Raw genomic sequence first — 22,410 nt, 5'->3', positions numbered from 1 at the left:
CCTAGGTCCCCGTGAACTTGGGCGGACGCCGCTGGGCGAACGCGAGGATCCCCTCGGCGAGATCGTTCGTCGGCAGCACCTCCGTCTCGAACAGCCGGCTCTCGTTCTCGAGACCCGGGCCGAGGCCGAGCTCGAGGCCCTCCACGATCGCGCGCTTGGCCGCCTGGACCGACCTCGGGGCCCGCTGCGCGATCGTGTGCGCGAGGTCGCGTGCGGCCCGCAGCTCCTGGCCCGCCGGGACGGTCTTGTTGACGAGCCCGATCCGCAGCGCCTCGGCGGCCGAGATCATCGCGCCGGTGAGGATCAGCTCCTTCGCCTTCGCCAGGCCGACGAGGCGGGGCAGGCGCTGGGTGCCGCCGTAGGCGGGGATCAGGCCCAGGCTCACCTCCGGCGCGCCGAACTTCGCCGACTCGCCCGCGACCCGCAGGTCGCAGGCGAGGGCGAGTTCGAGACCACCGCCCACCGCGAGTCCGTTGATCGCCGCGATCACCGGCGGCTTCAGGGCCGCGAGCCGGCCATACACGGCCAGGCCCCGGCGCGCGATCTCGGGGGCCTGTCCGAGGTCGAGCGAGGCCATCTCCTTCACGTCCGCGCCCGCGCTGAAGTACTGGCCGTCACCGGTGACGACGACGGCCCGGACCTGGGGGTCGGCGGCGAGCTCGGCGACCCGACGATCGAGGTCCGCCATCACGGCGGTGGAGAGCGCGTTGACCGGCGGATTCTTCAGGACCAGGATCTCGACGCCGTCCTCCTCGCTCTTGCGTCCGACCCGTTCGCCTTCCGTCATCCGGTTCGACCGCGGGGTCGAACGGGCCTCGGCTCATAACCCGACCGGTCGGGGTCGGGCCGGCGCGTGGGGCGGGCCGCCAGCCGTCTTATAGCGGGTGCCCGTCGCACAGGCCGGGAGCCTTCGTGGCGGCGAAGAACGCGACCGACGGTCCCGCGGTCTCGCGGGGGGCAGAAGCCACGCTTCGGGCGGTCGAGTGGATGGGCCTCTCAGCGCTCCTCAAGGAGCGCGAGGCGAAGGGCTACCGGCCGAAGCCGCTCGACGAGCGGCTGCGACGCGAGCGGACGCGTACCGAGGTCCGCCTGCTCGTCGAGGCCCGGCGTCTCGGCGTCCGCACGCCGATCGTCTACGACCTCGATCTCGCCCGCCACCGCGTCGTCCTCGAGCGCCTCGACGGGCCGACGCTGAAGGGCCTGCTCGAGGACGCCGCGCTATCGCCCGCGACGCTCGCGCGCGCGGTCCGCGCCTTCGGTACGGCGCTCGGCACCCTCCACGCCGCGGGCATCGCGCACGGCGACCTCACGAGCTCGAACGTCCTCTTCCCGGACGGTCCGGAGGGGCCGCCGGCGTTCATCGACCTCTCCATGGGCGCGCAGAACGCCGGGCTCGAGGAGCTGGGCATCGACCTCCATCTGGTGGAGGAGGACCTGCGCGCGCTGCATCCCAAGGCGGAAGCGCTCGTGCGGGCGTTCCTCGAGGGCTACGTTTCCGGCAACCCGGACGGGTCGTCCGAGGTGCGCGCGCGGGCGAAGGCGATCCAGGGCCGCGTGCGCTACGCCTGACGCTGCCCTAGGCGCCCGCATCCAGGCGACCGAGCGCGGCGACGAGAGCCGCCGGTAGCTCGTCGACCACGTCGGTCGCGACGAGGCCTCGTCCCCGCCGCGCCGCGGCGCGCGTGCCGGCGTCGCCGACCCACCATGCGCCGAGCCGGACCGCGTGGCACGAGCGCAGCCCCTGCGCGAGCAGGCTGCCGACGACGCCGGCGAGGACGTCCCCGACCCCGCCGACCGTCATCGCCGGGTGGTGGTGCGCGTTCGTGAACCAGCTGTCGCCGTCGCTCAGGAGGTCGGGGTCCCCTTTCGCCAGCAGCGTGAGGCTCCGAGCGCGAGCGATCTCGCGCGCCCGCGCGCCATCGTCGGGCATCCGTCCGGTGCGCTCGCCGTCGAAGTAGCGCGCGAACTCGCCGACGTTCGGCGTCGCCACGAGGACCGCGCGGTCGCCGCGCCCCCGGATCTCGTCCGCCGACGGCACGGCGGCCAGCCCGTCCGCGTCGACGACCACCGGCACGGTGCCCACGAGCGCGCGCTCGATCTCGCCAAGGGCCTCGACCGTCTCCGGGTGCGCGCCCGCGCCCATGCCGACGATCACCGCCTGCGGGCCGGCCGATCGCACGAACTCGATGATCTCCCGCGCGTCGGTCGGTCGGAACCGCCCGACGCCGAACGGCCGGACCACGAGGTTCGGGCTGAACGACTGGATCCGCTCCGCGGAACCCTCCGGCGCGAGGACCGTGGCCCGCTCCGCCCCCGAGCGCAGCGCTGCCATCGCCGACAGCGCGGGTGCGCCGGAGTACGGGCCCCCGCCGACCACGATCACGCGGCCGGTCCGGCGGGCATCGGCGGCCCCCGCGCCGCGCGTCAGGAACAGATATTCACCCGGACCCGTGCGACCCCAGGCCTCGGGCGGGATGCCGATGTCCCGGACGATCACCTCTCCGGAGGTCCCGGGCCCCATCTCCTCTTTCGCGGTCGTCAGCGTGACCGTCCACTTCGGCCGGAGCCCCTCGGGGTCCATCACCCCGGTCGGCAGGTCGATCGAAAGGACCGGCACGGCGCTGGCCCGGATCGCGTCGACGGCCTCGCGGACCGGCGGGCGGAGCCGGCCCGTCTGGCCGGTCCCGAGCAGACCGTCGAGCACGAGCGGCTTCTCGGCGAGCTCCTCGGCCCGCGGGACACCGACGTGGACCGGGCATCGGCGCTCCACCCGCTCGAAGCATCGCCGCGCGGCCCGCGAGGCGATCTCGCTCGGGGGCCGGACCATCCAGATCTCCGGCGAGAACCCCCACTGGTGCAGGTAGAACGCCGCGCAGGTCGCATCGCCGCCCTTGTTGCCGGTCCCGGCGACCACCGCGAGCGGCGCCGGCGGGGAGGGAAGGCGACGCATCGCCTCCTCCGCGACGGCGCGGCCGGCGTTCTCCATGAGCTGGTCGACCGTGACGCCGAGCGCGACAGCGTTCGCCTCGAGCACCGCCATCTCGAGCGAGGAGAGCGGACGGGTCGACGCCGCCCACACGGCCGTCCTCACGCCGGCGTCGCGGCGTCGCTCCGGGGCTCGGTGCCGAAGAGGTTCACGGAGGCCGGCAGGAGGTTCTTGCGGGCGAGGTACTGCGACTGCGTGCGACTGTAGCGGAACAGGATGTCGGCCTTCCCCTCCTGGAAGCCCCAGGGCCGCACGACCAACAGGTCGCCCTCGCGGATCCACATCTTCTTCTTCATCTTCCCGGTGATGCGCCCCATCCGCGAGACCGAGTCCTCGCACATCACGCGGATGCGCGCCGCGCCCAGGAGCTGGCTCGCGATCCCGAAGCACTCGCCGCGGTTGCGCCGGGGCAGCGGGAGCCGGCCGACCTCCTCCCCGCCCTCCACGACCTCGACGGTCGTGGGGACCTCCTCGGTCGGGGTCGCCGGGGCCGGCTCGGCCCCGGACTCCTCCTTCGGCTCGTCGGGCACGACGGCACCATCGAGGCGCAGTATTTCAGTTGGCAGGCGCACGAGGAAAGACGCGTCGCGGATTCTCCTCGAGGATCCGCTGCTTCGCGTCCTGCGGAAGCGGCAGCGCGCGGAACGCGGCGAGGTTCGCCCCGATGTCCCGCACCCCGGGCCCCGGCCAGTCCGTGCCGAACAGGACCTTCTCGGAGAGCTGGGCCAGCCGCGGGAAGTAGTCGAGCAGGCGGGCGGGTGGGATTCCCGACACCTCGAGCCAGACGTTCGGGAAGCGACGGGCGAGGAAGGCGGCGGTCTCCATCCAGATCGGCCGTCCGCCGTGCGCGAGGACGATCGTGAGGTCGGGAAAGTCGATCGCGACGTCCTCGACGAGGAGCGGGTCGCCGTACCGGTTGCGGGCCCGGGGGAAGACGCTGGTGCCGGTGTGGACGATGATCGGCAGCCGGGCGCGCTCGCACGCCGCGTAGAGCGCCCGCAGGCCCGGCCGCTCGCCGTCGGTGTACGCGTTCGGCCGGAACAGCTGGTGGGGCGGGTGCAGCTTGATCCCCCGGAGGCCGAGGGTCCCGGCGAGACGGGCGATCTCTCGCTCCGGATCCGGATGGTCCGGGCGGATCCCGCCTACCGCGATCAGGCGCCCGGGATCCGCCCGACAGTACTCCGCGACGAAGTCGTTCGTCTTCTCGGTGTACCCGATCACCTCCGGCGCCACGTAGTTCACGAGGACCGCGCGCTCGACGCCCGATCGATCGAGGTACTCGAGGAACGCGGACGGTTCGCGCAGCAGGCGCTGGGTGGCCTCGTCCGAATGCGCGAGCAGGCGCACCGCGTCCGCCCGCATCTCCCAGAGCGGGTTGACGTGGACGTGGCAGTCGGTCACGCCCATCGCGACCTCCTCACCGTCCGTCCCGTATAAGGCTCGAGGCGGAACGCGGGAGGGCCCCGCGGGCGCGGACGAGGGTTTATCATTCGGTGGAGCCCCCTCCACGGGCGATGGCGGCCGCCTCCAATCGCGCCGTGCCGAAGCTGCTCAAGGCAACGTACCTCGCGAACCAGGAGTACCTGCTCGCGGAAACGCGGGCGACCAAGCTGTTCTACTTCCCCGGCCCGATCCTCTGGATCCTGATCACCGGCGTCCTCACGATCCTGACCGCCGCCGACCGTTTCGGATGGGGCCTCCAGCTCTCGGTCTGGAACACGGCGATCTCCACCCTTGCCACGTGGACCCACCAGAGCCTGTCGTCCTTCCAGCTCTACGCGATGATCTTCTTCGCCTTCCTCGTCCTGATCGGACTATTGTTCATCGCGGTCCGCTACCTGCGCTGGGTCCGCACGGTCTATGCCGTCACCAGCCGGCGGGTGATCGTGCAGCGGGGGATCCTCGCGAAGGACTTCGACGAGATCCCCGTGACCCAGGTCCGCGGAGTCGATGTCCACCAGACCTTCGGGGAGCGGGTGCTCGGCTACGGCAGCGTCCGGGTGAGCAGCGAGGGCGGTCAGCGCCTCGGCAACGAGGATTGGAAGGGTATCCCGAAGCCGTTCCGATTCCAGAAGCTGATCGAGAACGCGACGGTCGGCGCGAGCGCCCCGACACCGACCGCGCCCGGTCCCTGGACGGGCGGCGCAGGCCGGTAGTCGCGCGCAGCGTTAAATCGGCCCCCGCACGTCGGGCCGAGGATGCCCGACGACTTCGACGCGATCGTCGTCGGCGCCGGCATGGCCGGCAGCGCGGCCGCGATCCGGCTCGCGCAGGGGGGGGCCAACGTCCTGTTGCTCGAGCGGGGCGCGGACCCGGGTTCAAAGAACCTGTCCGGTGGGGTCCTCTGGGGGCACGACCTCGATCGCATCCTGCCGAACTGGTGGCACGAGATGCCGGTCGAGCGCCACATCGTGCGCAAGCGCTTCGGCTTCCTCACCCCGGAGAGCGCGGTCTCCTTCGATTTCGAGGATGCCGCCTGGCGGCGCGAGCCGTTCGTCGCCCACAGCGTGCTGCGTGCGCGCACGGACGCCTGGCTGGTGTCGCGGGCCGAGGCCGCCGGTGCGACCGTCGTCCCGTCGGTCCCGGTCGAGCGCCTCCACTGGGAGGGTGCCCGGGTCCACGGCATCGTGCAGGGCGGCGAGACGATGACCGCCCCGGTGACGATCGTCGCCGACGGCGCGAACTCCCGGGTTTCGCTCGGCACGCCGATCCGGCCGCAGCCGCGGCTGAGCGGGGAGGCCACGGAGCTCGGCATCAAGGAGGTCTACCGCCTCGATCCCGCGACGATCGAGGAGAGGTTCGGCGTCGGCCCGGGCGAGGGTCACGCCGAAGAGTGGGTGACCGGAATCTTCCCTCCGGGGGTGATGGGCGGCGGCTTTGTCTACACCAACGCCGACACGCTCTCGGTCGGCCTGATCCTGAACCTCCAGTCGCTGTTCGGCAAGGGCGTGTACTCGCACGACCTGATGGAGCAGTTCAAGCTCCACCCGACGATCGCCGCGCGGCTGAAGGGGGCGGAGCTCGTCGAGTACGGGGCGAAGCTGATCAGCTCGGGCTGGGCGAGCCGTCCGGCCGCCTTCCACGGCGACGGCTGGATGATCGCGGGCGACGCTGCCGGGTTCGTCTTCTCGAACGGGATCGTGATCCAGGGCATGAACTACGCCGTGCGAACCGGCCTGGAGGCCGCGGAGACGGCGCTCGCGGCGAAGCGGGCCGGCACCTCGGACGCGAGCGCGCTGGCCGAGTACGACCGGCGCCTGGAGGCGGCGGGGATCCTCGGCGACTTCCGCGATTTCGCGGGCCTCGACCGGGTCAAGTGGAATCCGCGCTTCTACACGGCGTACCCGCGGTTCGCCGCCGAGCTCTTCCGTGCGATGATGACCGAGACCGGCGGACCGAAGCGCCACGCCCGCGAGCTGCTGGGCCGCGCGCGCCGGGCCGCGGGTCTCGGCCGAACGACCGTGGCCCGCGACGCGCTCGATCTCGTCCGGGAGCTGTAGGCGCTATCCGAGGCCCCGCACCCGCCGGACCTCGGCCGTGAGGGCCGGCACGATCTGGAACAGGTCGCCCGCGATCCCGTAGTCGGCGACGCGGAAGATCGGCGCCGAGGCGTCGTTGTTGATCGCGACGATGACGCGGGAGCTCACCATCCCGACCAGATGCTGGATCGCGCCCGAGATGCCGACCGCGATGTACAGCTGCGGCGAGACCGAGCGTCCGGTCTGGCCGACCTGGAAGGAGCTCGGGCGCCAGCCCGCGTCGGTCACGGCGCGGGACGCGCCGACCGCGGCTCCGAGCGCGGCGGCGAGCTCCTCGACCAGCCGGAAGCTCTGCGGATCCTTCAACCCCCGACCCCCCGAGACGACGATCGCGGCGTCGGTGAGGCTCGGCCCGGCTCCGGCGGCGACCGCGTCGATTCCGGTCCGCTGGCCCGAGGACGGCAGGGCCCTTCCGTCCGCCGCCAGCACCTCGACCGTGCCGGCTACCGGGGCGTCGGCCGGTAGCGGAAATGCGTGCGGTCGCAGCGCGACCACCTGCCGCGCGCCTTCGAGCCGGCGGGTCTCCGTGGCTCGACCGCCGAAGACCGGGCGGCGGACCCGGAGGCCCCCGTCGACCGCAGCGACCTCGGTGACGCCGGTCGCGGCCGCGGCGTCCCAGGCCGCCGCCAGGCGCCCGGCGAGGTCGCGGCCGAACGTCGTGCCCCCGAGCACGACCACCGAGGCGCCGGCCTGCTCGGCCCCGAGCTTCGCCGCACGCGCCACGACCGCGGGCGCGGCCGCCTCCAAGGCTCCGTCGTCGCGCAGGAGCGTGCGCCCGATCCCGAGGCGCGCGAACTCTTCGGCCGCGGGCCGGCTCGCGGCCCCGCCGAGGAATCCGACCGCGCTACCTCCGCCGAGCGCGCGGGCGACGCCGACCGCTTCCCGGCTCGCTCCCACGAGGTGACCGGACTGGACCTCGCCGACGACCAGCACGTGCCGGCTCACGGGAAGACCTTCGCCTCCTCCCGCAGGATCTTCACCAGACGCTGCGCGGCCTCCTCGGGGGTCGCGTACTCGATCATCCGCGCCCCGGTGCGCGGCGCCGGCAGCTCGAACGTCTCGGCCACGCTCCGCGGCGCGTCCCCGGTCGGGGACCCCGCCGCCACCCGGGCGATCGGTGCCTTGCGCGAGCGCAGGATCGCCGGCAGCTTCGCCGTCCGGGGGTCGTTCCAGGCCTGCTGGAGCGCGATCACGCAGGGGGGAGGGCACTCCCAGCGCTCGAGGCCCGCCTCGCTCGCGCGCTGGAACCGGAATCGGGCGCTTGCGGCGTCCCAGCGCAGGTCGATCACGTAGCCGAAGTCCGGCTCCCCGAGCCACTCCCCGAGCGCGCCCGAGAACAGGCCGCTCTCGTCATCACCCGCCTGCTTCCCGCAGAGGACGAGAGCATGGGGAATGGTTCGCAGCGCCGGGGCGATCGCCCGCGCCGCGGCGATCGGTTCCGAGCCGACCTCGGCCGGCGCCTCCACCCAGGTGGCGAGATCGCAACCGAGCGCGATCGCCGCCCGCAGGACCTCCTCGGCCCGCGGGGCCGGTCCGACCGAGACCGCGTGGACCTTCGAGCCCGGGAGGGACTCCTTCAGCAGCAGGGCCTGCTCGACCGCCGACTCGTCGTAGCCGGCCAGGACGAACTTCACGCCCTCGGGATCGAGGCCCGTCCCGTTCGCGCTGGCCCGCAGCCGGGTGTCCGGCTCCGGGACCGGCTTGACGCAGACGACGATCTCCACGCGCGCCCCCGTCTCAGGCGTACTGCCGCAGGAGTTCTCGGGCGATCACGGTGCGCTGGATCTCGTTGGCGCCCTCGTAGATCTGGGTGAGCTTGGCGTCGCGCAGGAGCTTCTCGACCGGGTACTCCTTCATGTAGCCGTAGCCCCCGAAGGTCTGGATCGCCTCGTCCGCCACGTCGAGGGCGGCGTCGGAGGCGAAGCACTTCGCGATCGAGGACTCGAGGGTCCCCTTGCCGCCGCGGTCGATCGTCCAGGCCGCGTGCCAGGTGAGGAGTCGCGCGGCATGCACGGCCTGGGCCATGTTCGCGAGCTTGATCTGGATCGCCTGGTGCTCGGCGATCGGCTTGCCGAAGGTCTGGCGCTTGAGCGAGTAACCGGCGGCGTGGTCGAGGGCGGCCTGCGCGATCCCGGTAGCGAGCGCGCCGATCGGCGTGCGCGTCTGGTCGAGCGTGCGCATCGCGAGGGAAAACCCCTCGCCCTCCGCCCCCAGCCGGTTCGCGGCCGGCACCCGGGCATCCTCGAAGCGGACGGTGCTCGTCGACGATGCGCGGTGCCCCATCTTCTCCTCGTCCTTGCCGGGCAGGACGCCGGCCGTCGCGCGCGGGACCACGAACGCGGTGATTCCGCGGTGCTGGCGCTCGGGGTCGACCGTGGCGAACACCGTGTAGAGCGAGGCGTGCGGGGCGTTCGTGATGAAGCACTTCTCGCCCGAGAGAACGTAGTCCTCGCCGTCGCGACGCGCCCGGGTCTTGAGGCCGCCCGCGTCGCTCCCGCCGCTCGGCTCGGTCAGGCAGAACGACGCGAGCTGGTATTGGGCACAGAACGGGCGAAGGAAGCGCTCCTTCTGCTCCGCCGTGCCGCCGAGCAGGATCGGCTCGAGGGCGAGGCAGTTCGCGATGATCGAGGTCGTCATGCCGCCGCAGGCGTAGGCGAGCTCTTCGACGATCAGGCACTGGTCGAGCACCCCGAGGCCGCTGCCGCCGAAATCGGCCGGGACGTTGAGGTTCATCAGGCCGAGGTCGAACGCCTTGCGGTAGATCTCCTCGGGGAAGCGCCCGGCCCGGTCGCACTCCGCCGCGTGCGGCGCCATCTCGGTGCGCGCGAACTTGCGGGCGGCGTCGCGCAAGCTCTCCTGCTCCGGTGTCAGGGAGAAATCCGGCATCGACGCGGGGCGCGCGTGCCACGGGGACGCGCTATATCACGGCTTGGGTCGTCCGAGCCGTGACGACGTCCCACCGGCGAGGGCGCGAGCGCTTGCGCGCGCCGGAGCTGCGCGTGGCCCACTACGCCCGTCTCGACCGGCATCGCGGCCGGCGGATCGGCGTCCCCGAGGTGATCCTCGCCGAGGGCAAGGCGGTACCGCACCTGATCGGGATCGTGCGGGCCCTCCACGCGGACGGCCACGGCGCCCTCATCTCCCGACCGTCCGCGCGGCAGCGGACCGCCCTCGCGGCCGAACGCCGACGCGGACTGCCGCTGCGGCTCGTCGCGGACGGTCGGCTCGCGATCCTCGACGGCCCGCTCGGCGTGGAGTACGAACCGGGCACCGTGGCCGTGGTGACGGCCGGCACGAGCGACGTCGCGCTCGCCGAGGAGTCCCGCGCGCTGCTCGAGGCGCTCGGGCTGCGGGTCGTGCACGCCTACGACGTCGGGGTCGCGGGGGTGCACCGGCTGATCCGGGCGCTCCGGGAGCTCGAGCGCTCGCGCCCGGGCATCTACCTCGTCTTCGCCGGCCGGGAGGGCGCGCTTCCGACCGTGCTCGCCGGCCTCGTCCGGGCCCCGGTCGTCGGGGTTCCGACCTCCTCGGGGTACGGCCGGGGGGGCCGCGGGGAGGCCGCGCTCGGGGCGATGCTCCAGTCCTGCGCCCCCATCGCGGTGGTCAACATCGACGCCGCGGTCCCGGCCGCGCTGTTCGCGGCCCAGGGTTTCGCCCGGTCGCCCCGTTCCGCCGGGCCAGTTCGCCGATCCGGGGGACGAGCGTGGACGCGCCGGACCGGCTAGGCGTGCCGTCGCGCGCCCGTCGGCGCGAGATCTCGGAGCGGTACTACCGGGACGACCCCGGGCGATTTCTGGGGCCCCCGAGCGCGTTCGCGGCGTGGTCGCGAGCGTTCCTCGATCCCCTCCCCCGCCCGGTCCGCCTCCTCGAGCTCGGATGCGGGCCCGGCCGGGATGCCCGGGCGCTCGCGGGCCCGAGGGTGTTCGTCCGCGCGATCGACCACGCGCCGACCGCGATCGCCCGCGCCCGCGCGCAGCCGGACCCGCCGCCGACGCTTGTCCTCGAGGAGGCCGAGGCGCTCGACGTCCTTCGTTCGTCTCCCGCCGGGTCGCTCGATGCGGTCTACGCCCACGCCCTCTACATGTTCCTGGGCGACGAGGAGGTCGAGGCGATGGTGCGCGAGATCGCCCGCTCCCTGCGCGTCGGCGGCGTGCACCTGTTCTCGGTGCGCTCCACGGCCAGCCCGCTCGCCCGGCAGGGGATCGAGCTCGCCCCCGACGTGCGGCTGCGGGCCGACCGGGAGGAGGCCGTCCGCTTCTACCGGGCATCGACGCTGGGGCGGATCACCGACGGACTCGAGCGCGTACGCGCCGAGGAGCGCACGGACGAGTGCGCCTGGTACGTCTGCGACCGACGGCCCTAGACCGCGGTCCCGGAGGGACCGAAAGCATTTTTCGGGCCATCGCGCCCTGCTGAGACCGTGCCCCCCCGCCCCGTGCTCTCCGACTCGGACGAACAGACCGAGCGCGACTCGCGCGCGCAGCTGCGAGCGATCGACCGGCGGCTGACGGGCCTCGACGAGCAGCGTCGCACGCTGATCGCCGAGATGCGCAAGCTCTCCGGGGAGCAGAAGGCGCTCTACGACCAGCGCCAGGCACCGGCCGCCGAGGTCGAGCGCCTCTACCAGGAGCACGGAACGCTCGGGGGGCGGATCGCCGAGCTGCGGGCCGAGCGGGAGCGCGCACGCAAGGCCGTCGAGGCGGCGGTCGTCGCGCTCCGAGAGCTCCGTCTCACCTTCGCCCCGGGCGAGCGGGTGCGGCCCGAGCAGATCCGACGCGAGATCGCCCAGCTCGAGCTTCGCCAGCAGACGCAGGCCCTCTCGGTCGAGGACGAGAACGCGCTCATCGCGCACGTGCGCCAGCGCGCCCAGGAGCTCAAGGCCGCCGAGGCCCGAACGAAGCTCGTCGCGGAGCACGAGCGCCAGCGACAGGAGGCCGAGGCCCGCGTGGCCGCGGCGCGCGCCGAGGTCGAGCGGATCACGCTCGCCGGCACGAAGGCCCGCGCGGAGCGCGACGCGAAGATGGCCGAGATCCGCGCGAAGCTGGTCGACGCCGGGGCGCTGGTCGCCCGCCTGCGCGCGAAGGGCAAGGAGCGCTCGGAGGTCATGGGAAAGGTCGACGCGATCTCGCGGGAGATGATCGGCCTCGAGCGGGACGGTCGTCGCCTGCTCGGCGAGATTCGCGCCCGCCGCGAGGAGGCCCGCAAGACGGTGCGCGCCTACGCGCCCCGCCGTGCCAGCGCGTCCAGTCTCGCGGAGTCCGCGGCCGAGGCCCACCTGCAGGAGCTGCTCAAGCGCGGCAAGGTGACGCTCGGCGGCTAGGCGCCGGACCGCCGCCCGGTCACGACGGCGGGAGGATGTCGACCACCGTCACGATGAAGATCAGCGTCTGGCCGGCGACTTCGCTGTTGTAGTCCTCGGTGTAGGTGCCCGTCGCCGTGCTGACCTGGCTGACGATGAAGCCGGTCGAGCCGCAGACGCCCGCGCCCGAGACATGACCGGCGACCAGGCCGGCCTGGCTCGGCGAGAGCTGGTTCGTCAGCGAGATCGTGGAGGTCGAGATGTTCGTGACGAGCACCGGCCAACCCTGCGGCCGCGTCGTCATCCCGAGCGACGGGAGGTTCTCGTAGACGATCGAGGTCGCATTGGTGCTCAGGATCAGGTCGGTCCAGCCGTACGTCGGGTCCGGGAACTCGATGCCGCTCTCGGGCGAGACGTTCGGCACCTGGGCCGAGAACTCGCTGTCCGTCAGGCTGACGACGACCGGGATCGTGTAGGAGATCGGCCGCGGGACGAAGCAGGAGGCGTTCACGTAGCTGTAGCCGAGCGACGGAGGGACCGTCACGTAGTGCGTTCGGTTGCCGGGCAACCCGAGCAGACCCATCCAGAAGCCCGGTACGACGGAGCCGAACGTCAGGTTCCCGACGGTGTAACCGCCCGACGGCGTGGAGGCGCCGACGTAGACGCCGAGCGGAGTGAAGTTCGTGGGCAGGGGGCCCCGCGGGTGGAACAGCAGCGACTTCGGCCAGCTCGCGTTGTTGGTCGCCACGGAGTAGAGCGACGTGTCGAAGACCCGGCCGACCTGGGCCCCGGATCCGAAGACGCCGATGTAGTTCACGGTCACATTGTCGCCCTCCTGCACGGTCAGGGCCGACGCCGGCGCGCCGACGTGGGTACGGTAGTAGACGTATCCGGCGCCCGCGGCCCCCGCGACGATCGTGATCACCACGAGCGCGATGACCAGGGCCCGGTTCGGGTGCGGTTCCGCCATCGTCCTAGGAACGTTCGGCGAGGGGGGTCAGCTCGTCGCTGGTCTCGTCACGGAATCGGAGAGACAGGTGTTCCTCATTCCCCCGGGTCTCCGAGCCGGGGCAGTATATATAGGCTAGTCGCGGGGGCTAGGCGCGGCGCAGCTTTCCGACGATCGGCTCCTCGACGGCGCCCTCCTCTTCGAGGCGGTTGAGCACGCTCTCGGCCCGCGTGCCGACGACGCCCTGGGACTCGAGGCGGCTCAGCACCTCTTTGAGGTCCGCGTAGCCGTCGATCGAGACGTCGGCGACCTCGTCGAGCAGGGTCAGGAACACCGCCTCCTCGGCGCGCTCGGCCGCCGTCGGCGGGGCGGACGGAGCGGCCGGTGGTGGCGCCCGCGTCACGCGCACGCCGCTCGCCTCCTCCGCCGCGGCCGAGATCGGGCCGGTCGCGCCGGCGACCCGGCGCACCGCGGCCACGAGCTCGCGACGGAACGCGGCACGATCGACGCTCGGGTAGCGGTGGAGCGCTTCGCGTCCCGCGCGGATCCAGGCGCCGGGAACGCCCGGGGTCCGCAGGGCGTCGTCGGCTTCGAGCGGCTGATGCTCGAGCCGCTCGATCAGATCGAGGCGATCGAGCGTCTGGCGAACGACATCGGCGAGCAGGGCGCGCTCGTCGGCCTCGGCGACCGATCGGATCCCTTCCGCCCGCACCGACACGTACGCGACGCCATCGCGGCCCCGGAAGAGGTGCACCTTTCCGACGACGATCGCGAGGCGGCGCTCCCGGGCCGCCCGGAGCTGGGCCATCGCCCGCGGCTGGAAGGCGCCCGCGGTCACCGCGACGGCGCCGGTCGGGTCCATGAGCCGGGCCCTCCAGAACGTCGGCGGGTCGTCGCGCCCGACCGGCTCGGCAGGCGTGAGCTCACCGGCGAGGATCACCCGATTCATCCGCGCGCCGAACGGGCTGAGCACGTAGCCGGTCGCTCGGTCGCCCGTGCCCCGTTCCTCCTCGAGCGAGCTCTCGAGCTCGCGGGCGGTCACCCGCCAGGCGGGCTCGCGCAGCGTCATCGGGCTCCCGTACCGAGGCGGGCCGACAGCTCGTTCGCGGCCGCGTCCAGGTCGATATCGACCGGTTCGATCGTCTCGGGGTCGAGTGTGATGCCGAAATCGTCCTTGCGGCCGGCGCCCCGCACCCTCAAGCGCCGGCCGAGGAGCGTCTCGAGCAGCTGTTCTTCGAGCACGCTCGGGTCGGGGAGCTCGCGCAGTCGCGCGCGCGCCTCGGCAAGGCTGACGCCCCACAGCGCTTCGGTCTCCGCGCGTCCCGCGTTCACGGTCAGGGCCCCCGTGCCGTCGTCCAGCACGATCCGCGCCCGCAGGTCGGCCTGACCGTCGACCTGGCCGTGCACCCGGCAGATTCCGCCCGTGACGCTGCGCCGGCAGGTCGGGCAGCGGTAGACGAGCCCGCTCGGGGGAAGCAGCCCGACGACGATCCCTTCCGCGGTGACCGACGGTCCCCCGCCGTCGTCCTCGATCGATGCGATCGCCTGCGGGGCCGCACGGAGGATCTCCGCCGGCGGCGGGAGGTCGCCGGCCGGGATGCGCGTGACGCTGGCCCGCTCGTCCAGGACCAGCCGCGGCTGGCCCCGGAACGTGCCAACGTAGCCGCCGAGGACCCTGACGGTCTCCCCATCGGCGAGTCCGAAGTCGCTCCAGGAGGAGAAGGCGAGCGCGCCGGAGCGGTCCGCGAGCAGCCCCTCATGGACGACCCGTCGCTCCTCGCCGACGGAGACCGTGCGCGCGGTGACCCGCACGACGCGCACCTCGACCCGGAAGCCTTCTTCGTTCGCCGAGAGCGCGCGCAACTTCCGAACGGGAAGCTCTTCGCCGGTCAGCCGGGGCAGCTCGGCCTCGCTCGCGGGTGCGATCCGGGTGCGCCAGCCGAACGTGAGCTCCGGTCGGCCGCGGAACGCGCGGACCTCGGCCCCCACGGCCCGCAGCACGGTACCGCGCTCGACGCCCTCGCGCGGCGGGTCCCACCAGGTGAAGCGAACGCTCGCGGTCCCGTCGCTCAGCAGGCCGGAGAGCAGCGGCCGGCGGCTCCCATCCGACCGTCGCGTGACCTCCCGCCGTTCGAGAGCGACCACGCGCGCGACGACCTCGACGCTGTCGGCCGGCGGCGTTAGGTCCCTCAGTCGGACCTCGACCGAGGGCGGGGTGGTCTCCGAAGGTGACATATGAACGGTCCGGGGGCTCGCCAACCGTTCGCGCGATAAAAGCGCCGTTGCGAGTCCGGGCGCTGAAGCGTGCCGACGGGAACTTATTTGGGCCTCGGTCCCTGACCCGGGCCCGGTGGCGGAGAAGTTCCTCCAGCGGATGGACCGCGTGTTGCGCGCGCGCGACTCGCTCGTCTGCGTCGGCCTGGACCCCGATCCCGCGCAGATGCCGAAGCCCTTGCGTCGGCTTACCGCCGTGCGCCAGCTCGACCGGTTCCTTGACGGGATCGTCGCGGCGACCTACCCGCACGCGGCCGCCTACAAGATGCAGATGGGTTTCTACCTGCGCTACGGGCCGAAGGGGTTCGCCTCGCTGGATCGGATCGCGAGGAAGATCGGGGCGAGCCGCCTGCGGATCCTCGACCTGAAGGCGAACGACATCCCGAACGTCATGGGCCAGATCCGGACCGGGGCGTTCGAGCAGTTCCGGTTCGACGCGGTCACGGTGACGCCGTGGCTCGGATGGGACTCGATCCAGCCGTTCCTCGAGGACCCGGTCCACGGGGTCTTCCTCGTCGCGCACTCCTCGAACGCCGGCGCCCCGGACTTCCAGGAGATCCCGACGCCGCGGGGGCCGCTCTGGCTCGCGGTGATCGGCGAGGTACGGCGGCTGGCGCATGCGCACGGCAACGTCGGGGCGGTGCTCGGCGCGACATTTTCGGACGGCTTCCGCGCGGCCCGCTCCGTGCTCGGGAACTCTATCCCGATTCTGGTGCCGGGCGTCGGGACGCAGGGCGGCTCGCTGGCGACCGCCGTGCGCGATGGTGTCGACGCCCACGGGCGAGGGCTGCTGGTCAGCGCCTCGCGGAGCATCATCTACGCATCGTCCGGCTCGGACTGGAAGCGCGCCGCCGGCGCCGAGGCGGAACGATTGAAGGTCCAGATCAACCAGCTGCGCGCAGGCTTGCGTACAGGCTGAGCAGGCGGCCGGCGACGGTCGGTAGACCGTAGCGCTCCTCCGCCCGGCGCCGGCCGGCGGCCCCCATCGCGCGCGCGAGCGCGGGATCGTCCAGGAGGACGCGGATCTTGCTCGCGAGGTCGTCGGAGAGCAGCGGCTCGGCGAGCAGGCCCTCGCGGCCGGGCTCGATCACCTCCCGCACGCCGGGCATGTCGGTGGTGACGACGGGGAGGCCGGCGGCCATCGCCTCGGCGACCGCGAGGCCGAAGCCCTCGAGCCGGTTCTGGGAGGGGAAGACGAAGACGTCGGCGAGAGCGAGGTAGCGCGGGAGGTCGTCGTCCGTCACGGCCGCGCAGAATCGGACCCGGTCGGCGACGCGTAGGCGCTCGGCGAGCCCGACGAGGCCGGCAAGGCGAGGGCCGGTGCCGATCACGAGGAGCACGACGTCGTCCGGCAAGCGGGTGAGCGCCTGCAGGATGACGTCGACCCCCTTGTGGGGCACCAGGCGTCCCGTGAAGGCGAGGACGCGCTTTCCCTCCAGGTTAAGGTCCCTGCGCAGCGCGCTCGCATCGATGCCGGGCCGGAACCACTCGAGGTCCACGACCGATGGGATCACCTCGAGGGGTCGGCCCCGCAGGACCGCCGAGGTGACCCCGTAGCTGCGGGTGTGGACGATGATCCGGTCCACCGCCCGCAGGGTCGGCGGCAGGAACACGCGCTCGTACAGGCTCGAGAGCAGGCGGCCGGGGATGCCGGCGAGGAAGAGGTCACAGTGGTAGGTGAGGCAGACCGGCACCTTGCGCCGCGCGAGCGGCCGCGTCGCGAAGAACGAGGTCAACGGCGGCGGATAGTGCAGGTGCACGACGTCCGCGGGTGCGTCGCGCAGGGCGCCGATTTCCCCGACATCGAACGGCGTGTTCAGTGCCACGCCAAGCGTGCGCGTGCGCACGACCCGGTAGCCCTCCATCGTCTCCTCGGCCGCCAGCGAGGGCCGGTAGCGCGACGTTACGATCGTCACGTCGTGGCCCTCCCGGGCGAACTCGCGCGCGAGACTGCGCACGTGCGACTCCACGCCGCCGGCGTGCGGATGGAAGAATGGGGAGACCTGGACGATCCGCACTAACGTCCTCCCTCCGGCCGCTCGGCGATCCTCGCGGGCGCCCGGACGGGCGGCCTCGGGCGCGGGCTCACGCCTCGGTCGCCGGTCGGCGACGGAGGGTGACCTCCGACTCGCGCGTCTGGAGGAGATCGGACGGCGAGATCGTCGCGATCTCGATGCCCTTCATCGGCTCGCCGAGGCCGCTCGAGACCCGCGCGACGACGTCGGGGCGGTCGTACTGCATCGACGCCTCTACGATCGCTCGCGCGACCTTCATCGGGTGCTGCGCCTTGAAGATCCCGCTCCCGACGAAGATCCCATCGACGCCCAGGAGGCGGCACAGTGCCGCATCGGCCGGGGTCGCGATGCCGCCGGCCGCGAAGTTGACGACGGGCACACGCCCGAGGCTCCGGACCTCGCCGAGGACCTTCTCGCTGACGCGCTCGCGCCGGGCCCAGGCGCCGAGCTCCTTCTTCGGCAGCTTGACCACCTCGGCGACCTCCCCGGAGATCTGGCGGATGTGGCGCACGGCCTCCACGACGTTGCCGGTGCCCGCCTCGCCCTTCGTGCGGATCATCGCGGCCCCCTCGTCGATCCGGCGCAGGGCCTCGCCGAGGTTGCGAGCGCCGCAGACGAACGGGACGCGGAACGCGCGCTTGTCCACGTGGTGGAACGGGTCCGCGGGCGTGAGGACCTCCGACTCGTCGATCATGTCGACGGCGAGCGCCTCGAGCACGCGGGCCTCCGCCGTGTGCCCGATCCGGCACTTCGCCATCACCGGGATCGAGACCCGCTCGCGGATCTCGCGGATCTTCACGGGGTCGGCCATGCGGGCGACCCCGCCGGCCGCGCGGATGTCGGCGGGCACCCGCTCGAGCGCCATCACCGCGACCGCCCCGGCCTCCTCCGCGATCGCCGCCTGGTCGGCGGTCGTGACGTCCATGATGACGCCCCCCTGCTGCATCCGCGCGAAACCGCGCTTGACGAGCTCGGTGCCGAAGCGGAGCTTCTCCATCGGGTCGGCCATGAGAACGGTACGCGCGGGGGAGCACCGTTGCGCCCTTAAGCGGAGCGGCCCGCGGGACAAACGTTATCGCGCCGGGCCCTCTTCGCGGTCGGGTAAGGGGGAGCTGGTCACCGGCTGAGAGGACGGGGTGCGCCCCGTCGACCCCAGGAACCTGATCGGGGTAATGCCCGCGAAGGGAACGCGATGCAGGGAGTAGAGCGTCTCAGCGCTGACCCGCGGAGGGCGTGAGCCGCGCGGAGGGCAGGGCGGGGGTCCGCCGGAGGCTGCGGAGACCCGGGCGACTCGGGCGCGCGGTGGTGGCGATCGCGATCGCCCTCCTCGTGGCCGTCACCGGCTTCGGGCTCGTCGAGTACGCGAGCCAGCTCGGCCCTGCCGGCGAGCCCACGCTCGTCGTCTACACCTATCCGAGCCTGTTCGGCGGCATCAACTGCGGCGCTCCCGCGTTCGCCACCGTTTTCGGCGCGTTCGAGGCGACCCACCACGTCCGCATCGAGGTCGAGTGCCCCGCGGGCACCCTGCTCGAGACGCTGCTAGCGCAGGCCGGGGCGCCGGGCGCCGATCTCGTCATCGGGCTCGACGAGCTGACGACCCCGGTCGCCGAGGCCGACCACCTCCTCGTGCCATACCGACCGCCGGCGCTCGCGGACGTGCCCGCACCGCTCGTTAGCGAGCTGAGCGCGGACGACGCGGCGGTCCCCTACGAGTACGGCTACCTCGCGATCGACTACAACGCTTCGTTCGCGGCGAGCACCCAGGGCGCGGTGGCGCACGCGACCTTCTCCGACTTCACCGCGAACGCGAGCTGGGCTCGCGGGCTCCTGACGGAGGACCCCGAGTACGACATCACCGGCGAGGAGTTCCTCGCCTGGCAGATCGAGTTCTACGAGGCGGTCCTCCACCAGAACTGGACGAGCTTCTGGCGGAGCGTCTGGGCGGAAGGACTGCCCGCCCCGGCGCCGAGCTGGGGGGCTGCCTTCGGCGAGTTCTCCGCGCCGAGCGGCAACCCGCCGATGGTGGTCAGCTACTCCACCGACCCGGCCTACGCCGCCGCCTCCGGTGAGTCGGGCGAGTTCAACTCGACGGTCTCCTGGTGGAACGGGACCGCCTACGGCTGGCGGACGATCTACGGCATCGGCATCGTGAACGGCAGCCGACAGATCGCGCTCGACGAATCGTTCGAGAACTGGTTCCTGGGCGGGGCCGTCCAGTCCGAGATCCCCGAGAACGAGTGGGAGTATCCCGCGAACGCAACGATCCCGCTGCCCGCGGTCTTCGACGCGGCGATCGACCCGGCGACGATCGATCCGCTGAACGCCGACGTCAGCTCCGCCGAGCTCGCCGCCGACCTGCCCGGCTGGATCGCGACGTGGCTCGGGCTCGCCCCGGGGACCGGATGAGACGCCTCGGGACCGAGTCGGCCCTGCTGGTACCCGTCCTCGCGTTCGTCGCCCTGTTCGCGCTCGTCCCGGTCGCCCTGCTGTTCGGGGAGGCGTTGGTGCGCACCGGGAGCGCGGGCGCGCTCGGGATCCTCGCGAACCCGGCGAACGTCCGGGCGGTCGACAACTCGGTCGAGCAGGGCGGGCTCTCCGCCGGGTTCGCGATCGCGCTCGGGTACCCGGCGGGCGTCTTCCTCGCCCGCTACCGTTGGCCCGGCCGATCGCTCGTCCGCTCCTTCCTGCTCGTGCCATTCCTCCTCCCCAGCCTCGTCGTCGTGCTCGGTGTCGAGGACCTGTTCGGTCGCTCGGGGATCCTCGCGGGCTGGCTCCCCGCTCTGGCGGTGCTGGGGAGCGGTCTGCCGGCGATCGTCGTCGCGAACCTGCTGTTCAACGTCCCGATCGTGGTGCTGCTCACCGCGGCCGCGACCGAGGGCAGCTCCGCCGATCTCGAGGAGACGGTCGCGACGCTGGGCGGCTCCCCCGGGCGCGCCTACCGCGACGTGTGGGCCGCCCCGTCCTGGGTCGGGGCGGCGGCCGGGGGCCTGCTCACCTTCTTGTTCTCGGCCCTCTCGTTCGCGCCTCCGCTCCTCCTGTGCGGTCCGGGGTGCTACACGGTGGAGGCGCAGGTCTGGTTCCTCGACACCTTCGGGCTCGCGCCCACGGCCGCCGGCGTGCTCTCCGTCGCGCTCGTCGCCCTGTTCGCGGTGCCGACCGCGGCCTACCTCATCGTCCTCGGGCGTCTGCGCGCGCCGCGGACGACCCGCACGGTGCGCGCGCGTCCGGTCGACTGGCGCCGGCCCGGCTCCATCGCCCTCGCGGCCGAGACCGCGCTGATGCTGGGCGCGTCGGTGGGCCTTCTAGGGGCCGTGCTGTTCCGAGCGATCGTGCCCGGCGGCCCGTCGGCGCCCGGGGCGGCGCTCGCCGAGCTCTTCGCGCCCGCCACCAGCGCGCGGCTCGGGATCTCGGCGACGGGCGCGATCCTCAACACGCTGTTCTTCGCGAGCGTCGCGGCCGGCATCGCGCTCGTCCTCGGAATCACGACCGGCTTCGCCATCGCCCGCCGCGCCGGGCGCGCGCGGGCGGTCGGGATGCTACTATTCCTGCCGCTGTTGATCTCGCCGATCGTACTCGCCTTCGCTCTCGCCGACTTCTGGCGGCCGCTCCTCGGCGGTGAGTCGACCGTCTGGGCGCTCGTGATCGTAAGCCAGGCGATCCTCGCTCTGCCGCTCGCGCTCCAGAGCCTGGAGATCCCGCTGTCGGGCCTCTCGTCCGAGCCGCGCGACGCCGCTCGCGTCCTCGGCGCGTCCCCGTGGGGCGCGTTCGTCGATGCCGATCTGCCGCGCGTGCGGGCCGGCCTCGTCACGGCGACCCTGTTCGCCTTCGCCCTCGGCCTAGGGGAGTTCACCGCGACCTACTTCCTCGTCACCCCGAGCTTCACGACGCTCCCGGTCGCGCTCTACGATCTCGCGAACACCCGGCTCGTCGCGCTGGCCGACGCGGCGGCCGGACTCCTGCTCCTGCTCAGCCTCGGGGTCTTCGCGCTCATCGCCTTCGGAGGCCGGCGTGTCGAGCTCTAGAGCGGGCCTCGAGGTGCGGGGGCTGTCGGCCGCCTGGGAGAGGACCCCCGTCCTTCGATCGATCTCGCTGACGGTAGCCCCCGGCGAGTACTTCGTGCTGCTCGGCCCGAACGGCAGCGGCAAGACGACCCTCCTACGGTGCCTCGCGGGCCTCGAGCGGCCCCGCGCCGGCTCCGTCATCCTCGATGGGGCCGATCTGACCGACCGCCCCGCTCACCGGCGCGGGATCGGGCTCATGTTCCAGGACCCCGCCCTCTTCGCCCACCGGAGCGTCCTCGAGAACATCGCCTATGCGCCGCTGCTCCAGCGGCGGACCCGCGCGGAGGTCGACGAGGAGGTGGCCCGCCTCGTCGCGCTATTGCGCCTCGACGGGCTGGAGGACCGAGACCCCACGACCCTCTCGGGCGGCGAGCGGCAGCGGGTCGCGCTCGCCCGCACGCTCGCCGCCCGCCCGCGTCTCGTGCTGCTGGACGAGCCGTTCGCATCGATCGACCCCGAGCTCAAGGCGGAGCTGCGGGGAGAGTTCCGCCGCGTGCTAGGCGGCCTGGGCACCGCCGCGATCCACGTGACGCACGACCGCGAGGAGGGGCTGTTCCTGGGCGACCGCGTTGGGCTGCTGTTCGCGGGGGAGCTCGAGGCGGTCGGGACGCCCTCCGAGGTCTACGACCGCCCCGCCACCCCCCGGGCCGCCCGGTTCCTCGGCTACAACCTATGGCCCGACGTCGCCGGCGAGGTCGCCGTCGACCCGCGCGACGTGCGCCTCGCGCCCGACGGGCCCGGCCCCGCGTTCACCGTGCTCGCGGTCGGCAGCGTCGGCCGCGAGAGCGTCGCGCTGCTCGCGGACGAAGCAGGTCATCGGCTCGAGGCCCGATGGACCGGGCCGATCGGCCGGATCGCGGTCGGCCAGCGCCAGCACGCCCGGTGGGATCGGTCGATGCCGCTCCCGCCCGGTCCGTCGGACTAGCGGCTCGGGCGCTCCGGCAGCAGGGTCCCGGGGAGGACCGTCGGGAACGGAGCGCGCGCCCAGAGCGCGGTCTCGAGGTCGGGCGGGAGCCGGAACGGAGAGACCGGCCGGCCGGGGCCGGCGGCGCCGGCCGGATGGAAAGGATAATGGCCGCGCTCCCCTCGCGCGGCGACGTAGAGGGGGAAGCGTTCGGCGCCCGCGCTAGGATCCGTGTCGACCGAGTCGGGCAGGGCGCCGCCACGTGGCCCGAGGTCCGGGGAGGGCGCCTCGGTCAGCGGCTCGAGTTCGTTCATCGTCCGTCGCCTCGGCAGCGCCACCGCCGCGGGGTCTCATCGACCTCCGCTCGATTCTCAGGGGTGATT

Annotated in this window: 23 protein-coding genes and 1 riboswitch; of the genes, 10 read left to right on the top strand and 13 right to left on the bottom strand. The window is 72.9% G+C overall.

Annotated features, from left to right (window positions below):
• Position 1 precedes the first annotated feature (1 nt).
• Positions 2–787, bottom strand: a complete 786-nt coding sequence (locus tag VEL82_06545; protein ID HXW67513.1) for an enoyl-CoA hydratase-related protein — start codon at positions 785–787, stop codon at positions 2–4.
• 125 nt (positions 788–912) lie between these two features.
• On the opposite strand from VEL82_06545, the gene VEL82_06540 reads away from it, so the two are divergent.
• On the top strand, positions 913–1,569 hold the full coding sequence (locus tag VEL82_06540; protein HXW67512.1) for a KEOPS complex kinase/ATPase Bud32: 657 nt from the start codon (positions 913–915) through the stop codon (positions 1,567–1,569).
• 7 nt (positions 1,570–1,576) lie between these two features.
• Here VEL82_06540 and VEL82_06535 read toward each other — a convergent pair whose 3' ends face one another.
• From VEL82_06535 to VEL82_06525, 3 genes are read right to left on the bottom strand one after another with little or no spacing between them, the layout of a single operon-like run.
• Positions 1,577–3,091, bottom strand: a complete 1,515-nt coding sequence (locus VEL82_06535) for an NAD(P)H-hydrate dehydratase (GenBank protein ID HXW67511.1) — start codon at positions 3,089–3,091, stop codon at positions 1,577–1,579.
• On the bottom strand, positions 3,088–3,516 hold the full coding sequence (eif1A, locus tag VEL82_06530) for a translation initiation factor eIF-1A (protein HXW67510.1): 429 nt from the start codon (positions 3,514–3,516) through the stop codon (positions 3,088–3,090). Before eif1A ends, VEL82_06535 begins: the two co-directional genes overlap by 4 nt.
• A gap of 25 nt (positions 3,517–3,541) precedes the next feature.
• Positions 3,542–4,393 carry an amidohydrolase family protein gene (locus VEL82_06525; GenBank protein HXW67509.1) on the bottom strand — a complete coding sequence of 284 codons (852 nt, stop codon included), beginning with the start codon at positions 4,391–4,393 and terminating at the stop codon, positions 3,542–3,544.
• A 107-nt stretch (positions 4,394–4,500) separates the two neighbouring features.
• On the opposite strand from VEL82_06525, the gene VEL82_06520 reads away from it, so the two are divergent.
• Positions 4,501–5,142: a PH domain-containing protein gene (locus VEL82_06520; protein HXW67508.1), complete on the top strand. Its 642-nt coding sequence runs from the start codon at positions 4,501–4,503 to the stop codon at positions 5,140–5,142.
• A gap of 42 nt (positions 5,143–5,184) precedes the next feature.
• A complete protein-coding gene (locus VEL82_06515; protein ID HXW67507.1) occupies positions 5,185–6,486 on the top strand; it encodes an FAD-dependent oxidoreductase in 1,302 nt (433 codons plus the stop codon).
• 3 nt (positions 6,487–6,489) lie between these two features.
• Here the strand turns inward: VEL82_06515 and VEL82_06510 are convergent, their stop codons facing one another.
• Genes VEL82_06510 through VEL82_06500 form a run of 3 tightly spaced genes read right to left on the bottom strand, consistent with a single transcriptional unit; the run spans position 6,490 to position 9,411 of the window.
• Complete coding sequence (locus VEL82_06510) at positions 6,490–7,470, bottom strand: electron transfer flavoprotein subunit alpha/FixB family protein (GenBank protein HXW67506.1); 981 nt, start codon at positions 7,468–7,470, stop codon at positions 6,490–6,492.
• Positions 7,467–8,249 carry an electron transfer flavoprotein subunit beta/FixA family protein gene (locus VEL82_06505; protein HXW67505.1) on the bottom strand — a complete coding sequence of 261 codons (783 nt, stop codon included), beginning with the start codon at positions 8,247–8,249 and terminating at the stop codon, positions 7,467–7,469. Before VEL82_06505 ends, VEL82_06510 begins: the two co-directional genes overlap by 4 nt.
• Positions 8,250–8,262: 13 nt before the next feature.
• Complete coding sequence (locus tag VEL82_06500; GenBank protein HXW67504.1) at positions 8,263–9,411, bottom strand: acyl-CoA dehydrogenase family protein; 1,149 nt, start codon at positions 9,409–9,411, stop codon at positions 8,263–8,265.
• A 59-nt stretch (positions 9,412–9,470) separates the two neighbouring features.
• Here VEL82_06500 and larB point away from each other — a divergent pair, with 59 nt between their 5' ends.
• The 3 genes from larB to VEL82_06485 are packed head-to-tail and all read left to right on the top strand — an operon-like array spanning position 9,471 to position 11,845.
• Positions 9,471–10,250, top strand: a complete 780-nt coding sequence (larB, locus tag VEL82_06495) for a nickel pincer cofactor biosynthesis protein LarB (GenBank protein ID HXW67503.1) — start codon at positions 9,471–9,473, stop codon at positions 10,248–10,250.
• A gap of 2 nt (positions 10,251–10,252) precedes the next feature.
• A complete protein-coding gene (locus VEL82_06490) occupies positions 10,253–10,888 on the top strand; it encodes a class I SAM-dependent methyltransferase (GenBank protein HXW67502.1) in 636 nt (211 codons plus the stop codon).
• Between the two features lie 57 nt (positions 10,889–10,945).
• A complete protein-coding gene (locus VEL82_06485) occupies positions 10,946–11,845 on the top strand; it encodes a hypothetical protein (GenBank protein HXW67501.1) in 900 nt (299 codons plus the stop codon).
• Positions 11,846–11,864: 19 nt separating this feature from the next.
• Here VEL82_06485 and VEL82_06480 read toward each other — a convergent pair whose 3' ends face one another.
• The 3 genes from VEL82_06480 to VEL82_06470 form a co-directional block, all read right to left on the bottom strand.
• Complete coding sequence (locus VEL82_06480; GenBank protein ID HXW67500.1) at positions 11,865–12,794, bottom strand: hypothetical protein; 930 nt, start codon at positions 12,792–12,794, stop codon at positions 11,865–11,867.
• 127 nt (positions 12,795–12,921) lie between these two features.
• Positions 12,922–13,842 (bottom strand): hypothetical protein, encoded by a 921-nt coding sequence (locus VEL82_06475; GenBank protein HXW67499.1) that lies wholly within the window; start codon positions 13,840–13,842, stop codon positions 12,922–12,924.
• Positions 13,839–15,008 (bottom strand): hypothetical protein, encoded by a 1,170-nt coding sequence (locus VEL82_06470; protein HXW67498.1) that lies wholly within the window; start codon positions 15,006–15,008, stop codon positions 13,839–13,841. Before VEL82_06470 ends, VEL82_06475 begins: the two co-directional genes overlap by 4 nt.
• A 115-nt stretch (positions 15,009–15,123) precedes the next feature.
• On the opposite strand from VEL82_06470, the gene pyrF reads away from it, so the two are divergent.
• Positions 15,124–15,966, top strand: a complete 843-nt coding sequence (gene pyrF / locus VEL82_06465; GenBank protein HXW67497.1) for an orotidine-5'-phosphate decarboxylase — start codon at positions 15,124–15,126, stop codon at positions 15,964–15,966.
• Here pyrF and VEL82_06460 read toward each other — a convergent pair.
• Both VEL82_06460 and pdxS read right to left on the bottom strand, forming a co-directional pair.
• The gene (locus VEL82_06460) at positions 15,932–17,065 is read right to left on the bottom strand and encodes a glycosyltransferase family 4 protein (GenBank protein HXW67496.1); all 1,134 of its coding nucleotides are present in this window, start codon (positions 17,063–17,065) and stop codon (positions 15,932–15,934) included. The genes pyrF and VEL82_06460 overlap by 35 nt on opposite strands.
• Before the next feature lie 67 nt (positions 17,066–17,132).
• Positions 17,133–18,059 (bottom strand): pyridoxal 5'-phosphate synthase lyase subunit PdxS, encoded by a 927-nt coding sequence (gene pdxS, locus VEL82_06455; GenBank protein ID HXW67495.1) that lies wholly within the window; start codon positions 18,057–18,059, stop codon positions 17,133–17,135.
• Between the two features lie 98 nt (positions 18,060–18,157).
• Positions 18,158–18,266, top strand: a riboswitch (TPP riboswitch).
• 98 nt (positions 18,267–18,364) lie between these two features.
• On the opposite strand from pdxS, the gene VEL82_06450 reads away from it, so the two are divergent.
• From VEL82_06450 to VEL82_06440, 3 genes are read left to right on the top strand one after another with little or no spacing between them, the layout of a single operon-like run.
• On the top strand, positions 18,365–19,468 hold the full coding sequence (locus VEL82_06450) for a thiamine ABC transporter substrate-binding protein (GenBank protein ID HXW67494.1): 1,104 nt from the start codon (positions 18,365–18,367) through the stop codon (positions 19,466–19,468).
• Positions 19,465–21,084, top strand: coding sequence for a hypothetical protein (locus tag VEL82_06445; GenBank protein ID HXW67493.1), 1,620 nt, complete (start codon positions 19,465–19,467; stop codon positions 21,082–21,084). The genes VEL82_06450 and VEL82_06445 overlap by 4 nt, the downstream gene beginning before the upstream one ends.
• Entirely contained in the window at positions 21,071–22,048 is a 978-nt protein-coding gene (locus VEL82_06440) for an ABC transporter ATP-binding protein (GenBank protein ID HXW67492.1), read from the top strand. The genes VEL82_06445 and VEL82_06440 overlap by 14 nt, the downstream gene beginning before the upstream one ends.
• On the opposite strand, the gene VEL82_06435 is transcribed toward VEL82_06440, so the two are convergent.
• Positions 22,045–22,341: a hypothetical protein gene (locus VEL82_06435; GenBank protein ID HXW67491.1), complete on the bottom strand. Its 297-nt coding sequence runs from the start codon at positions 22,339–22,341 to the stop codon at positions 22,045–22,047. The two genes, VEL82_06440 and VEL82_06435, sit on opposite strands and share 4 nt — an antisense overlap.
• Between the last annotated feature and the right edge of the window lie 69 nt (positions 22,342–22,410).

This window comes from Thermoplasmata archaeon (assembly GCA_035622275.1).
Taxonomy (GTDB): domain Archaea; phylum Thermoplasmatota; class Thermoplasmata; order Lutacidiplasmatales; family UBA184; genus Lutacidiplasma.
This window is presented reverse-complemented; position numbering and strand designations above follow the sequence as displayed.

Excerpts from the sequence above, each read along its gene's own strand:
- VEL82_06545 (HXW67513.1), bottom strand. The coding sequence starts at position 787 with ATGACGGAAGGCGAACGGGTCGGACGCAAGAGCGAGGAGGACGGCGTC.
- VEL82_06525 (HXW67509.1), bottom strand. The coding sequence starts at position 4,393 with ATGGGCGTGACCGACTGCCACGTCCACGTCAACCCGCTCTGGGAGATG.
- VEL82_06520 (HXW67508.1), top strand. The coding sequence starts at position 4,501 with ATGGCGGCCGCCTCCAATCGCGCCGTGCCGAAGCTGCTCAAGGCAACG.
- VEL82_06515 (HXW67507.1), top strand. The coding sequence starts at position 5,185 with ATGCCCGACGACTTCGACGCGATCGTCGTCGGCGCCGGCATGGCCGGC.
- VEL82_06500 (HXW67504.1), bottom strand. The coding sequence starts at position 9,411 with ATGCCGGATTTCTCCCTGACACCGGAGCAGGAGAGCTTGCGCGACGCC.
- VEL82_06480 (HXW67500.1), bottom strand. The coding sequence starts at position 12,794 with ATGGCGGAACCGCACCCGAACCGGGCCCTGGTCATCGCGCTCGTGGTG.
- VEL82_06475 (HXW67499.1), bottom strand. The coding sequence starts at position 13,842 with ATGACGCTGCGCGAGCCCGCCTGGCGGGTGACCGCCCGCGAGCTCGAG.
- VEL82_06470 (HXW67498.1), bottom strand. The coding sequence starts at position 15,008 with ATGTCACCTTCGGAGACCACCCCGCCCTCGGTCGAGGTCCGACTGAGG.
- pdxS (HXW67495.1), bottom strand. The coding sequence starts at position 18,059 with ATGGAGAAGCTCCGCTTCGGCACCGAGCTCGTCAAGCGCGGTTTCGCG.
- VEL82_06445 (HXW67493.1), top strand. The coding sequence starts at position 19,465 with ATGAGACGCCTCGGGACCGAGTCGGCCCTGCTGGTACCCGTCCTCGCG.
- VEL82_06435 (HXW67491.1), bottom strand. The coding sequence starts at position 22,341 with ATGAACGAACTCGAGCCGCTGACCGAGGCGCCCTCCCCGGACCTCGGG.